Here is a 13,756-nt window from a genome sequence, read left to right as displayed (position 1 = left end):
TTTAGGCTTGATAATTTTGCATAAAAAAAGCTGAAAACAGACCTGTTTTCAGCTTTTAATGGGTTTTTGCCATTTCGACCGAAGGGAGAAATCACATAAGAAATCCTCATGCATAATAGTCAATCTTTGTCGAATTACAAGTGTCATTTCGACGAAGGAGAAATGACAAACCAGATGGTATTATATATTTAGTAGAAAAATTAATTATCTAATCTCTCCAACAAATTCTGCAATTTTTCTGCTTCCATTCTCAGACAAATGTTTGATAAACGCGCTTCCGATGATAGCACCTTTGGCATATTTGGTAGCCTGATTGAATGTTTCTTTATTTGAAATTCCAAAACCTACGATTTGTGGGTTTTTAAGATCCATTTGGGCAATTCTTTCGAAGTAACTTTCCTGAGTATTTCCGAAACCGGCCTGAGAACCCGTTACGCTGGCAGAACTCACCATATAAATGAATCCATTTGAAACGCTGTCGATAAAACGTATACGTTCTTCTGACGTTTGTGGGGTAATCAGAAAGACATTGATTAAACCGTATTTTTCGAAAATTGCTTTGTATTCGGCTGCGTAAACATCAACTGGTAAATCCGGAATAATTAAGCCGTCGATACCAATTTCGGCACATTTTTTACAAAATTCTTCGATTCCGTATTGCAGCATCGGGTTAAAGTATCCCATAATAATCAACGGAATTTTTACGCTTTCGCGGATGTTTTTCAACTGATCGAAAAGAATTTGGGTAGTCATTCCATTGTGAAGTGCCTGTGTTGAACTTGCCTGAATGGTTGGTCCATCAGCCAAAGGATCACTAAAAGGCAAGCCAATTTCGATTAAATCAACACCATTTTTTTCTAAATCCTGAATGATGGGAACGGTATCATTCAAATTGGGATATCCCGCTGAGAAATAAATAGAAAGAATCTTTTTATCTTCTTGTAATTTTTGAGTTATTCTGTTCATTTTATTATGTTTTTTGTGCCACAGATTAAAAGGATTTCAACCATTTTTTTAATAGTTTAATCTGTTAGAATCTTTGAAATCTGTGGCATTATTTTTATTTTTTTAAAATCTTACTTTTCCAATCCTCATTTAGTTTTTCGACTAATAATATTCCCGAATCTGTATCGTTCATCTGTCCAATAAGTTCGCCTTTATTATTCCAGAAAGCACTTTGTCCGGCTGATGGTGATCCCCACGATTCGCCGCTGAAATTAGACATCAGCACATTTAATTGGTGTTTCCCGGCATAACTTTGTAAATGCCTGTAAGCATTTGGAATCCCGTTTGGTGAAAAGAAAATACTGGCAATATATATACTTGCTTCTCTCTTACATGCATTTTGCGGATGCAGCGGATGGTCAATATCAGCACAAATAGCAAATGAAATTTTCTGATTTTCAATTTCAATCATCGGATTATAATCAAACGAAGATTGAAAAAATTCGTCTTCTCCTTCATGCAAAAATTGCTTAGTGTATATCGAAACAGAATTGTCCGGAGCAATAATAAATTCGCCGATAAATAATGCTGATCCAATTTGGATTGGCGCTCCTGCAATGATGACGATATTGTTTTTTACAGCTAATTTTCTTAAATGATCTAATCTCGAATCGTCTTTTTGGAAAGCCAATTTTTGAGCGTACTCCCTTTCGTAACCTGTGATTGACATTTCAGGGAATGCAATTAATTTTGCTCCATTCTGAACGGCTAGTTCGATAAGACGATAGTGCTCTAATAAGTTGGAATCAATATCCTCGCGGAATGGTTTTGTTTGTGCAGCTGCCAGAATCATGGTATAGAATTATTTGTTTTCGATATAAATCCAGGCAACTGTTCCGGAATTCAAAGTTACCTGAACTCTTTTGTAAGCATTAGATTCGAATAGATCTACTTTAGCCAAATCGGCATTTGTGACTTCAAAAACAACACCGTGTATAGGATCCGTAGAGGTTGCGCTTGGTACGACTACAACATAATCCGCCATTCCAAATTCTTCTTCGATTTGTAGACTTTTTAGTTTGTGACCGTGAAGCTGATCTCGGGTTCCGGTCAGTATCTTATTAAAAAGACGCATCTGAATTTCTTTTGATCGCAATGTTCCGTAAGAGAATAACTTTTCCATAGTTGCTATTTTATTACAATTTAAAATATTCAATATAATTATCTAAATCCTTATCTCCGCGACCGGAAAGACTGATCACTACGATATCGCTTGGTTTGAACTTCTTCTGATCTAAAACAGCAAAAGCATGTGCACTTTCAATTGCCGGAATAATTCCTTCCAGTTTGGTCAGCTGTAAACCTGCATTCATTGCATCATCATCAGTTACAGAAAAGAATTCCCCGCGACCGGTTTGCGCCAGATGTGCATGCATAGGACCAACTCCGGGATAATCAAGACCTGCAGAAATAGAATACGGTTCGGTGATTTGTCCGTCCGGAGTTTGCATCAAAAGGGTTTTACAGCCGTGAATAATCCCCATTTTTCCTAATTTACTGGTGGCAGCGCTGTGACCGCTGTCTACACCTTTTCCGGCAGCTTCTACGGCAATAATCCCCACTTCAGGTTCGTGCAGAAAGTGATAATAAGTTCCGGCCGCATTACTTCCTCCACCAATACAAGCCACTACATAATCAGGATTTTCACGTCCTTCTTTTGCTTTTAACTGCCATTTGATTTCTTCTGAAATAACACTTTGAAAACGGGTAACCATGTCAGGATAGGGGTGTGGTCCAATTGCAGAACCTATAATATAATGTGTATCCACGGGATTGTTAATCCAATCACGAATAGCTTCATTTGTAGCATCTTTTAATGTTTTGGAACCTGAAAGTGCTGGACGGACTTCAGCTCCTAACATTTTCATACGTGCCACGTTTGGTGCCTGACGCGCGATGTCAATTTCACCCATATACACGATACATTCCAGCCCCATTAGAGCGCATACCGTAGCGGTAGCCACACCATGCTGACCGGCACCAGTTTCAGCGATAATTCTTTTTTTACCCAGACGTTTGGCAACCAGAATTTGTCCAATAGTATTATTGACTTTGTGTGCTCCGGTATGATTTAAATCTTCTCTTTTCAGATAAATTTTGGTATTGTACTTCTCTGACAAACGTTTTGCGAAATAAAGCGGACTAGGACGGCCTACATAATCTCTAAGTAATTGGTCAAATTCTGCTTTAAAACCTGGTTCGCTTGTTATTTTTAGATAATTCTGACGTAATTCTTCTACATTCGGATAAAGCATTTCGGGAATGTAGGCTCCTCCAAACTCTCCGTAATATCCTTTTTCGTTAACATTATAATTCATTGTATAGTTGTTTTGGGTTTAAAGTAGCAGGTTTTAGATTTTTCTGAAACTTTCTTAATAGAGTTGTATTTTTTAATCCTGGTTCTGTCTCAAATTTACTGTTTACGTCGATAGCATAAATAGGCACTTTGAGGTTCTTTATCGCAGGTATTTCTTCAATTCCGATGCCACCGCTCAAAAAGATTGGTTTCTCAGATTTATAATTTTCTAATATTTTCCAGTCAAAAGTGGTTCCGTTTCCGCCCGGTAATTTTCCTTTTGTATCAAACAGGAAATAATCACAAACCTTTTCAAAAGGTGCCAGTACCTCAAAATCAAAGCTTTCATCTATCGAGAATGTTTTTATGATTTCAATAGTCACATCAATTTTGGCATCGATCTTAGCTCTCAGTTCCCGGCAAAATTCTACGGTTTCTTTTCCGTGTAACTGAACGGCCTGTAAATGATATTTGTCTGCTGTTGATAGTACGTTATCAACCGTTTCATCTACAAAAACACCGGTTTTCCTGATGGTATGAATCAATTCCGGAATTGTTCCGTCAAAATAACGTGCGGATTTTTCCCAGAAAATAAATCCCATATAATCGGGCAGGAGTGCTCCTGTTTCGAGTATATTGTCGGGATATTTCATACCGCATATTTTTAGTTTCATTTTTTTTATTTTTATGCTTTAAGCTTTAGGCAATAAGCTTTAGGCTAAATTAGTAATGTTAAGAAAGTTTTTCGGTTTTCAGCTTACGGCTTAAAGCTTACAGCATACAGCTGTCTAATAAATTCAGTTGCTGCCTGACCGGCATTGTCTGTTTTCATAAAGTTTTCTCCGATTAGGAAACCACTGTAACCATAGGGTCTTAATTCCGAAATGGCTTCAATAGAGGAAATTCCGCTTTCTGAAACTTTTACAAAATCATTCGGGATTTGAGAGGCCAACTGTTTGCTGAAATCCAGACTTACTTCAAAAGTTTTCAGATTTCTGTTGTTCACGCCAATCATATCTAGATTTGGCATTACAGATTTCTCTAATTCTTCCTGATTGTGTACTTCCAGTAAAACTTCTAATCCTAATTGCTTGGCAAATTCGGATAACGATTTGATTTCTTCGCGGGTTAAAACGGCCGCAATCAGTAAAATTAAATCGGCTCCGTACGCTTTGGCTTCTAAAATCTGATATTCATCGACAATAAACTCTTTTCGCAAAAGCGGAATATTTACACTTGCTCTTGCCAGAAGTAAATCGTCTAATGAACCGCCAAAGTATTTTCCGTCGGTTAAAACTGAAATTCCACAGGCGCCAGCATTCTCATATCCTTTAACCACTTCTTCTACTGTGAAGCTTTGATTGATTACAGATTTTGACGGTGAACGGCGTTTGTGCTCCGCAATTATTCCTGTCGAACTTGTCTTCAGTTTTTGACTTAGAGAAATCGTTTCTCTTCCAAAAAATACAGAAGCTTCCAATTGTGAAACGGGAATGATTGATTTTTTAAGGACGACTTCTCGTTTTTTATCTACAATTATTTTATCTAAAATGTTCATTGTTGTTATAATTTAAAGATTGAAAAATTTAAAGATTGAATAACTACTCTATAAATTAAGCATCTGTCTTGGTATTTAAATATTTTATAAAATTTGATAAGTTCTGAGATATTTCAATACTTAAATTGTAGCCTTTTTGAATTTCTGATGGACTACAAAAATTAAGTTCTCTTGATAATATCAGCATACTTCTTACTTCTGCACAACTTCCTTTGGAGATTTTTAAATATCTAACTAACTGTTTGTTGTTATTGTATTCGGATCCCTCAGCGATATTATTTGTGATTGAAACAACAGCTCTTTTCATTTGATCTTTAAATCCAAATTCTTTTTCAAAAGGTTTATTATTCATTAATTCAAAAATTAATTTAGCCAACTGGATCCCTTTTTTATAGACTTCAAATTCTTCAAAAGATTTTGTCATAATTTTTTAATTTTTAAATCATTAAATCTTTTAATTTTTTTAGAACATTTAAAGCTTTTCCGGAAAACAAACTTTCTTTGGCCTGCTTAAAACCTTCCTGAGGTGAGCATTTGGTTACGGTTGAAATGGCCATTCCGGCATTTGCACAAACCACATTATTCTGAGCCTCACTTCCTTTTCCGGAAATAATACTCACAAACATATCGGCTGATTCTTCGATGGTTCTTCCTCCCTCAATTTCTCTTTGTGATAAAAGACGAACGTTGAAATCTTCGGGTTTCAGCATGCCTTCCATATCGCTTGTAATGATTTTTGTTGGACCGGTTAACGAGATTTCATCGTAACCATCAAGCGAATGCAGTATGGTAAAATTAACATCGGTGTTTTGATATAAATAAGCATACATTCTCGCCAATTCTAAATTGAAAACACCAACTAATTGATTTTTAGGGAAAGATGGGTTTACCATTGGACCTAACATGTTAAAAAATGTTTTTACAGCCAGCTCTTTTCGGATTGGTCCCACATGTTTCATGGCTGGGTGAAATAGAGGAGCGTGTAAAACACAAATTCCTGCCTGATCGATACATTTTTCTAAAAATGACGGATCGTTGCTGAATTTTATTCCCATTTTTTCCATCACGTTGCTTGATCCCGAAATAGAGGAGACCCCATAATTTCCATGTTTTGCTACCTTTATTCCTGCTCCGGCAGCTACGAATGAAGCAAGAGTCGAAATGTTGAAAGTATCTTTTCCGTCACCACCCGTTCCGCACAAATCAATAGCGTTGTAGGCCGATAAATCCACACGAATACACAATTCTAATAAAGCTTCGCGGAATCCGGAAAGCTCATCAATGGTAATGCTTCGCATCATAAATACAGTCAAAAATGCCGAAATCTGACTTGGGTTGTAAGCCCCGCTTGAGATGTTAATCAACACGTCTTTGGCTTCCTCTTTCGAAAGCACTTCGTGATTGATTAATTTATTTAGTATGTTTTTCATTTTTTTTAAGTTGCTAAGGTTCTAAGTTGTAGAGAATTTTGAGTTTGTTTCAAGTTTCAGGTTTCACGTTCCAATAACCTAAAATTTGAAACTTGAAACTATTTTTTACTAGCTTTTAATCCAATTCTCTAAAATTAGTTTTCCTTTTGGTGTAAGTACACTTTCCGGATGAAATTGTACACCTCTTACATCAAAAGTTTTGTGTCTTAAAGACATGATTTGTCCGTTTTCATCAACTGAAGTGGCTTCAAGAGCGTCAGGTAAATTGCTGTCGACTACCCAGGAATGGTATCGACCGACCTCAAATTCACTGCCTAAACCTTCGAACAAAATTTCGTCTGAAACTACTGTTTTTACATTTGTAGCAACGCCGTGATAAACTTTATCAAGGTTAGAAAGTGTTCCTCCGAAAACTTCTCCGATAGCCTGTTGTCCTAAACAAACGCCTAAAATACTTTTTGTTGGAGCATATTTTTGAATCACCGCTTTTAACAACCCTGCTTCATCCGGTATTCCGGGGCCTGGAGAAAGTAGTATTTTTTCAAAAGAGGCGATTTCATCAATATCAAACTCATCGTTTCTGTATACCGTAACTTCACAGTTCAAATCTTCCAGATAGTGTACTAAATTATAAGTGAAACTATCGTAATTGTCTATAACTAATATTTTTTTCATTGTGTTTTTTGTTTCAAGTCTCAGGTTTCAGGTTTCAGATTTCAACAACTTGAAACCTGAAACAAAGAAAACCTGAAACTAATTTTTATTTTTCCCGAACATATTTTTCAGTGATAATACGATCGATTCCTAATTTTTCTAATTTTTCGATTCCCTTTTGAATTAGCGTATCATTTTTAATTTTTACAACAAACTCAAACTTATTGTTTTCCCATTGACGGTTATTGAAGTATTCCAGATTTTCGGTATAAATACTGTCTTTTAGAGTATATTTTCCGCCTCCGCCAAAGAAAACTGCATTTGTTGAATCCTTACCGTTGTTTAAATCATGATTGAAAAAAGCAAAATGGCTATCATTTATAATCTTAATCATTTTTGTTTTTGGATTGAAAGTCGAGAACGTAGAGTCTTTTTCGGTGGTTTCAGCTGATATCAGACGCCAGGTTCCGCTTAAAGGAAGTGTGTTCGATTCTTTTTTAACTTCGCAGGAAGTAAATAATACAATGGCAATCAAAAATGGAATAATGTTCTTCATCGTTTTTAGGTTGTGTTTATGGTTGTTTTTTAGTTTTGTTTCAGGTTTCAGGTTTCAGGTTTCAGGTTTCAGGTTTCAAGTTTCAAGTTTCAGGTTTTTTTGTTTCAGGTTTTTTTGTTTCAGGTTTTGTTTGTATTCCAACAACGTGAAACTTGAAACCTGAAACAAAATGACTTATATTTTCTCGGCCATCTCTAAGGCTGTATTCAAGGCTCTTAGTTTGTTGTAAACTTCCTGCATCTCGCTTTCTTCATCAGAACTGGCAACAATTCCGGCACCAGCCTGGCAGTGTAATTGATGATTTTTACTCAGGAAGGTTCGAATCATAATAGCGTGATTGAAATTACCTTCAAAATCCATGAACCCAATGGCTCCTCCGTAGAAATTACGATTTGTTTTTTCATAATCTTCGATCAGTTGCATGGCTCTGTGTTTTGGAGCTCCACTTAAAGTTCCTGCCGGGAAAGTATCGGCTACTACCTGCATCGTGGTTGCTTTTTCATGTAAATAACCCGTTACTTTTGAAACCAAATGAATTACATGCGAGAAAAACTGAACTTCTCTGTATTTTTCGACATTTACATCATGTCCATTTCGGCTTAAATCATTTCTGGCCAAATCGACAAGCATCACGTGTTCGCTATTCTCCTTTTTATCTTCTGAAAGTTGTTTGGCTAAAACAGCGTCCTGTTCGTCATTTCCGGTTCTTTTAAAAGTTCCCGCTATAGGATGAATTTCGGCTTTTCTGTTTTTTACAATTATTTGTGCTTCAGGTGAAGATCCGAATATTTTGAAATCGCCATAATCGAAGAAGAATAAGTACGGAGAAGGATTTATGCTTCGTAAGGCACGATACACGTTGAATTCATCACCTTTGAAACCTTGAGTAAAACGACGAGAAAGTACCAGTTGAAAAACATCTCCACGGAAGCAGTGTTTTTTGGCTAAAGCTACATTGTGTTTGAATTCTTCATCGGTTAAATTAGAGAAACCTTCACCTTCCTTGGTGAATTTATAAGAGGCTATATTTCTGGATTGTAACAATTGTTCGATCTCCGAAATATTATTTCTTCCATCAACACTATGACAAAAAATGTACGCTTCATTTTTAAAGTGATTGATGGCAATGATATTTTGATAAACAGCATAAAACACATCCGGAATTAAAGTAGCTCTGTCTTTTTTGGCAATCGAAACTTTTTCAAAATAACGAACGGCATCGTAAGAGATGTATCCAAATAAACCATTATTGATAAATTTAAAATCATTTTTCTCTGATTGGAATTGGTTTGAAAATTCCTGAATAATTTCCGGAATATTCGTTGAACTGTCGATAGAGATTCGTTCTTTAGTTCCGTCAGGAAAAGTTTTTGAAATAGTTTCGTTCTCAATTTTAATGGTTGCAATAGGATTGCAGCAGATGTAAGAGAAACTGTTGTCATTTCCGTGATAATCACTACTTTCCAATAGTAAGCTATTTGGGAATTTGTCCCGGATTTTAAAGTAAACACTTACTGGTGTAATGGTGTCTGCCAGAATTTGTTTGTAGTGTGTGTTGAGTGTAAATGGTTTCAAAGTATTTCGTTTTTTTTATTTTTAATAGATTTTCTTATCAGAGTTTAGACCAAAAAAAAAGGCTTGTCGTGATGACAAGCCTTTTATATTTATAGTTTTACAATACCATAGGAAGCTTTGTTCACGACGTTTGACGTAAATTCTTCCACCACCAAGTATTGTTCATTATTGTTTTCATATCTTATTTTGATTTCACAAATATATAAATGTAATTTGAATTAGAAGACATAAAAAGTCAAAAAAACTTTTCTAAATTTTAAAATTTGTTAAATTTTGTTGCTGCGTGGTTGTTTTAAGGCCTTAGTTACCAATGGCTATGGTGTTGTTTACGTTCATCCTAAAGTCCGGACTTCCTTTGATATTTGGTGTTGTAAACAATTCGCTGTTTTTGATTTTAGTGAAGTTAATGTCAAAAATAGGATTGTTGTAATAACTTTCAATTGCAGTATTTGCTCCGCCAGCTTCACTTGTGATTCCACCATTACAGTTATTGACGATTAAGTTTTTGAAGGTAATTTTCCCCAAGTTAACCTCGCCGTTTCCTATATTTCCTTCTAGTAGAACAAAAGGCGTAAATCCGGAAACAATACTGTTCGTAAAATTAAAAAAAGTGTTCTCTCTGACGTAAACAGATTCTCTCACGAGTCCCTGATTGTTTTCTTCCAGATTTATAAGCGTAATATTACTGGCATTAATTTTAGTCAATTTTTTGCTCATGTCTGTATTTCCAATTTTGTCATAAGAATCAACTTCAAAACATCTTGAGCCCGAAATATCCGATGAAAAGGGATGACGAATGGCAATACTGTTATTGATGTTGATTTGTGCACCCTGAGTGAAATCAAAATCATCATCGGTGGTGCGATAAGAAACCAGATTGTTCAGGTTTAAATCTCCTCCGTAACATTCGAAAGAGTCATCATTAGAGTAACTAATCTGAATATTGCTTAAAATTGTTTTTTTTCCCACTCCGGCAAGGGAAAGTCCGTTAAGTTCTTTGGCAGCACTTAGTTTTCGTCCGGAATATTCAATTCGTACATATTTTAGAACTCCCGAGTTGTCTTCGGCATCCTGACCGCCGTAGTGGTTTAGCATTGGTTCCAGATCAAAAGGTAAAGTATGTACTCCTCCAAGGGTGTTGATTGGTGCTTTTCCCAAAATGATAATTCCACCCCAGTCTCCCGGTTTTCTTTGGGTCGTTTCTTTGTTGGAAGTAAAAACAATAGGGTCTGTTTCTAAACCTTCGGCTACAATTTTTGATCCGTTTGTAATGACCAGAGTTCCACATGTTTTATCGTCGCCTCGTATTACAGTTCCCGGTTCGATAGATAATACGGCATTGTTGGTAACGTAAACAACTCCAACTAATTGATATGTATTGCGTTTAAGGAGTTTGGTGTCCTTGTTAATGGTCCCTGCAATAATGTTTGTGGCTTCGCTATATTCGGTATTGGCAGGTTTAAAATTGGTCCAGTTGTTCATCCAGTTTGAGGTACCAATAATACCTTTAGGCTGTTGTTGTGCCTGTAGAAAAAAAGTACTAAGAACCGTGACAACTATAAGATGTATTTTTGCTTTCATAACTATGATTTTGATTTCTAGTTTTTGATTTTTAATAAGTTCAAAAGTAGAAGGCCAATGTTAATCAAAGCCCAGTATGGTATTACGAAAGCGTTAGGGGAATATTATGAATGTTATTTTTTTGGGAAAAACGCAAAAATAAACCCCAACAGTGTTAAACTATTGGGGTTTTTCTTATAATAATAAGAATTGCTGTTTTTTATGCTATTAGAATTTTAAAGCTACAGTCAATTCAAATTCGTCATTGATAGTTTTGTCTCCTAAGTTTTGGAAGAAGTTACCAGAGTTGTATTTGATATCGTATTTAGTTCTGTCCACTTTGAAAGCTGTTGTAGCAGTATTTCCTTTCACAGCGATATCAAAAGTTACAGGTTTAGTGATTCCTTTAATAGTTAAATCAGCAGTTACTGTGTAAACATCAGTAGATTTTGCTCCGATAGTTTTGAAAACTAATTTTGCAGTTGGGAATTTCTCAGTTCCAAAGAAATCGTCAGCTTTTAAGTGACCGTTTAATTTTCCTTGGTACTCTCCTGTCAAATCTGTTGCTGTTAATGAAGTCATATCAACAGTGAAGTTACCACCTGTTAATTTTTTTCCTTTGAAAACTACAGCTCCTTCTTTGAAGTTTACAGTTCCTGAGTGCTCTCCGGTTACTTTTTTACCTACCCATTTGATAGTACTTGCTTTTACGTCGATTTTTTTAGTTTGTGCGTTTACTGAAAGTCCAGCTACTGCTACGAATAATGCTATTGCAATTGTCTTTAAATTTTTCATTTTGTTAAAATTGATTTTGATTAATAATAATTATATAGTGATAAATAAATTCTCGTGTGATTTTCTAACTTTTTTGTAGTGTTGAGTTTCGTCCTCATCATGTCTGTATCCTACAGTTGCAATAACAGAAGTGTTTAGGCCTAATTTGTCAAAACCTAAAATTTCATTAAATGCAGCCGCATTAAATCCTTCCATTGGAGTCGCATCGATTTTTAATTCAGAAGCAGCAGTCAATAAAGTACCTAAAGCGATATAAGTTTGTTTTGCTGTCCAGATATTTTTAGCTTCAACAGAAAGATTTGAAATAGTACCTTTCATCATGTCACTGAATCCGCCTAAAGCGTCAGCAGGAACACCTCTTGTTTCACTGATGGTGTTGATGTAAGCATCTACAGAATCTGCTCCAAGATTTAAGTCGTTTGCGAAAATAAATATTTGAGAAGCATCTGTAATTTGTGTCTGTCCGTAAGCAGCAGCTTTTAATTTTTCTCTGATTTCCGGATTTTCAACGATAATAACTTTGTAGGGTTGTAATCCGTATGAAGAAGCACTTAATCTAACAGCTTCTTTTAAAGTGTTTAAATCTTGTGAAGATATTTTTTTGGTGGCATCAAATTTCTTTGTAGCATATCTCCAGTTTAGATTGTCTAATAATGTACTCATAATTTTAATTTTGTTGGGTTCTGTATTTCTCTAATAATTGGTTTAATAATTCTAATTCTTCTGGGCTTATATTCTTGGCAAACAAACGCTCGTGCTCGTCTACTTTTGGATCTAATTCTTTCAATACATCCAATCCCTTTTGGGTGATTAGAACTTCAATTTTACGTCGATTACCGGGACAAACATTTCTGGTAACGAAATCTTTCAATAATAATTTGTCTACTAATCGGGTCGTGTTGCTTGTTTTGGCCAGCATACGCTCCTGTATCACACACATATTAGCAGGGTTTCCTTTTTGTCCTCTTAATATACGCAATACATTATATTGCTCTCCGGACAGATCATACGGTTTTATCAATTCGTTGAAATGATCCTGAATCACATTTTGCGTGTACATAATATTCAGAATAACTTTTCTCGCATTATCCATCTTAACTGTACTTTTTATAACCTCTTCAATTGTCATAGTCGTAAGTGTATAATTTGTATATACAAATGTATAACTTTTCATATTTGTATATACAAATGTATCGTTAATTTTTTGTTAATTAAAAATAACGCTGATTTTAAACTTCATATACCCTATAGAACTAGAGTAAAAATACTATAAGTTTTTAATTTAATGTAAGATTTGTGAATTATTTAATGTTTATTTAAAACGAATTAAGCTTTTTCAAAAAATTAAACCTTGGTAAAATCTTATATAAAGAAATAATTTAATGGTGACCAGGGCCCGACAGCATCCTGATAAGAGGGCAAAGTTACGTTGTGCTTATACGCCCTCTTATCAGGATGCTGTCGGGTTATCCGCACTGCTTCGGCAGATAGCTTCTATCCCTCACGCGAGCTCATAATAGGAGAAACCCAGGAGCCCTAAATTTTAGAACTCTCAGTGTGTTAAGCATTAATTAATTGCCAGATATAGTGCGGCAGCTAATCCCGAACCAATTATGGGGCCTACAATAGGAATCCAGGCATACGTCCAGTTACTGCTTCCTTTTATAGGTAAAATAGCATGCATGATTCTCGGACCTAAATCTCTTGCCGGATTTATAGCATAACCTGTAGTGCCTCCTAGTGACAGACCAATTGCCCATACGACTATTGCTACCGGAAGCGCTCCAATGGTTCCTAAGCCAATTGTTGCATTAGCATCGGTTGCGATTTGTAAACTTGGTCCGGCAATATAAAAGATTGAAAATAGTAAGACAAAAGTCGCAATTACTTCACTGATTAAGTTGGAGAGATTGTTTTTGATTGCGGGTGAGGTGGAGAAACAGGCAAGCGTAGTTCCTTCGTCTTCTGTTGCTGCAAAATGATCTTTATGAGACAACCACACTAAAAAAGCACCTGACATTGCTCCAATCATTTGAGCAAGGATGTAAACAGGAACCAAATTCCAGGTGAATTTTCCAATTAGGGCCAAACCTAATGTAACAATAGGATTTAAATGAGCACCGCTAATTGGTCCCGCGATAGTAACGCCCACAAAAACAGCAAATGCCCAAGCTGATGTAATCACCATCCAACCCGAATTGTTTCCTTTGGTATCTTTAAGTAAGACGTTTGCTACAACGCCATTCCCTAATAAAATCATAATCATTGTGCCTAAAATTTCTGCTATAAAAGGAGTCATTTTTTACGGTTTAGTTAGTAATTAAAAT

General features: G+C 35.7%; 16 protein-coding genes. All 16 read right to left on the bottom strand.

Going from position 1 to position 13,756, the window contains the following annotated elements:
• Positions 1-204: 204 nt before the first annotated feature.
• The 16 genes from trpA to BHE19_RS12515 all read right to left on the bottom strand — a co-directional run bounded on the left by trpA (position 205) and on the right by BHE19_RS12515 (position 13,728).
• Complete coding sequence (trpA, locus tag BHE19_RS12590; protein WP_070907411.1) at positions 205-966, bottom strand: tryptophan synthase subunit alpha; 762 nt, start codon at positions 964-966, stop codon at positions 205-207.
• Positions 967-1,060: 94 nt separating this feature from the next.
• Entirely contained in the window at positions 1,061-1,798 is a 738-nt protein-coding gene (locus BHE19_RS12585; RefSeq protein ID WP_070907410.1) for a carbon-nitrogen hydrolase family protein, read from the bottom strand.
• Positions 1,799-1,807: 9 nt separating this feature from the next.
• Positions 1,808-2,128, bottom strand: coding sequence for a gamma-glutamylcyclotransferase family protein (locus BHE19_RS12580; protein WP_070907409.1), 321 nt, complete (start codon positions 2,126-2,128; stop codon positions 1,808-1,810).
• A gap of 13 nt (positions 2,129-2,141) precedes the next feature.
• Positions 2,142-3,323 carry a tryptophan synthase subunit beta gene (trpB, locus tag BHE19_RS12575; protein ID WP_070907408.1) on the bottom strand — a complete coding sequence of 394 codons (1,182 nt, stop codon included), beginning with the start codon at positions 3,321-3,323 and terminating at the stop codon, positions 2,142-2,144.
• Entirely contained in the window at positions 3,313-3,975 is a 663-nt protein-coding gene (locus tag BHE19_RS12570; RefSeq protein WP_070907407.1) for a phosphoribosylanthranilate isomerase, read from the bottom strand. The genes trpB and BHE19_RS12570 overlap by 11 nt, the downstream gene beginning before the upstream one ends.
• An 83-nt stretch (positions 3,976-4,058) precedes the next feature.
• Entirely contained in the window at positions 4,059-4,859 is an 801-nt protein-coding gene (trpC, locus tag BHE19_RS12565; RefSeq protein ID WP_070907406.1) for an indole-3-glycerol phosphate synthase TrpC, read from the bottom strand.
• Between the two features lie 55 nt (positions 4,860-4,914).
• Entirely contained in the window at positions 4,915-5,283 is a 369-nt protein-coding gene (locus BHE19_RS12560) for a four helix bundle protein (protein WP_070907405.1), read from the bottom strand.
• A gap of 13 nt (positions 5,284-5,296) precedes the next feature.
• Positions 5,297-6,289: an anthranilate phosphoribosyltransferase gene (gene trpD, locus BHE19_RS12555; protein ID WP_070907404.1), complete on the bottom strand. Its 993-nt coding sequence runs from the start codon at positions 6,287-6,289 to the stop codon at positions 5,297-5,299.
• A 108-nt stretch (positions 6,290-6,397) separates the two neighbouring features.
• Positions 6,398-6,964: an anthranilate synthase component II gene (locus BHE19_RS12550; RefSeq protein WP_070907403.1), complete on the bottom strand. Its 567-nt coding sequence runs from the start codon at positions 6,962-6,964 to the stop codon at positions 6,398-6,400.
• Positions 6,965-7,049: 85 nt separating this feature from the next.
• Positions 7,050-7,499: a hypothetical protein gene (locus BHE19_RS12545; RefSeq protein ID WP_017495260.1), complete on the bottom strand. Its 450-nt coding sequence runs from the start codon at positions 7,497-7,499 to the stop codon at positions 7,050-7,052.
• A 174-nt stretch (positions 7,500-7,673) separates the two neighbouring features.
• Positions 7,674-9,074 carry an anthranilate synthase component I family protein gene (locus tag BHE19_RS12540; RefSeq protein ID WP_070907402.1) on the bottom strand — a complete coding sequence of 467 codons (1,401 nt, stop codon included), beginning with the start codon at positions 9,072-9,074 and terminating at the stop codon, positions 7,674-7,676.
• Positions 9,075-9,374: 300 nt separating this feature from the next.
• The gene (locus BHE19_RS12535) at positions 9,375-10,655 is read right to left on the bottom strand and encodes a hypothetical protein (RefSeq protein ID WP_070907401.1); all 1,281 of its coding nucleotides are present in this window, start codon (positions 10,653-10,655) and stop codon (positions 9,375-9,377) included.
• 207 nt (positions 10,656-10,862) lie between these two features.
• Positions 10,863-11,429, bottom strand: a complete 567-nt coding sequence (locus tag BHE19_RS12530; RefSeq protein WP_017495263.1) for a YceI family protein — start codon at positions 11,427-11,429, stop codon at positions 10,863-10,865.
• 30 nt (positions 11,430-11,459) lie between these two features.
• Positions 11,460-12,092, bottom strand: coding sequence for an NAD(P)H-dependent oxidoreductase (locus tag BHE19_RS12525; RefSeq protein WP_070907400.1), 633 nt, complete (start codon positions 12,090-12,092; stop codon positions 11,460-11,462).
• A gap of 4 nt (positions 12,093-12,096) precedes the next feature.
• Positions 12,097-12,558, bottom strand: a complete 462-nt coding sequence (locus BHE19_RS12520; RefSeq protein ID WP_017495265.1) for a MarR family winged helix-turn-helix transcriptional regulator — start codon at positions 12,556-12,558, stop codon at positions 12,097-12,099.
• Positions 12,559-12,996: 438 nt separating this feature from the next.
• A complete protein-coding gene (locus BHE19_RS12515; RefSeq protein ID WP_070907399.1) occupies positions 12,997-13,728 on the bottom strand; it encodes an MIP/aquaporin family protein in 732 nt (243 codons plus the stop codon).
• Positions 13,729-13,756: the final 28 nt, after the last annotated feature.

This window comes from Flavobacterium tructae, from assembly GCF_001853485.1.
Classification (GTDB): domain Bacteria; phylum Bacteroidota; class Bacteroidia; order Flavobacteriales; family Flavobacteriaceae; genus Flavobacterium; species Flavobacterium tructae.
Note: the sequence above shows the minus strand (reverse complement) of the source record. Positions and strands in the feature narration are given on the sequence as shown.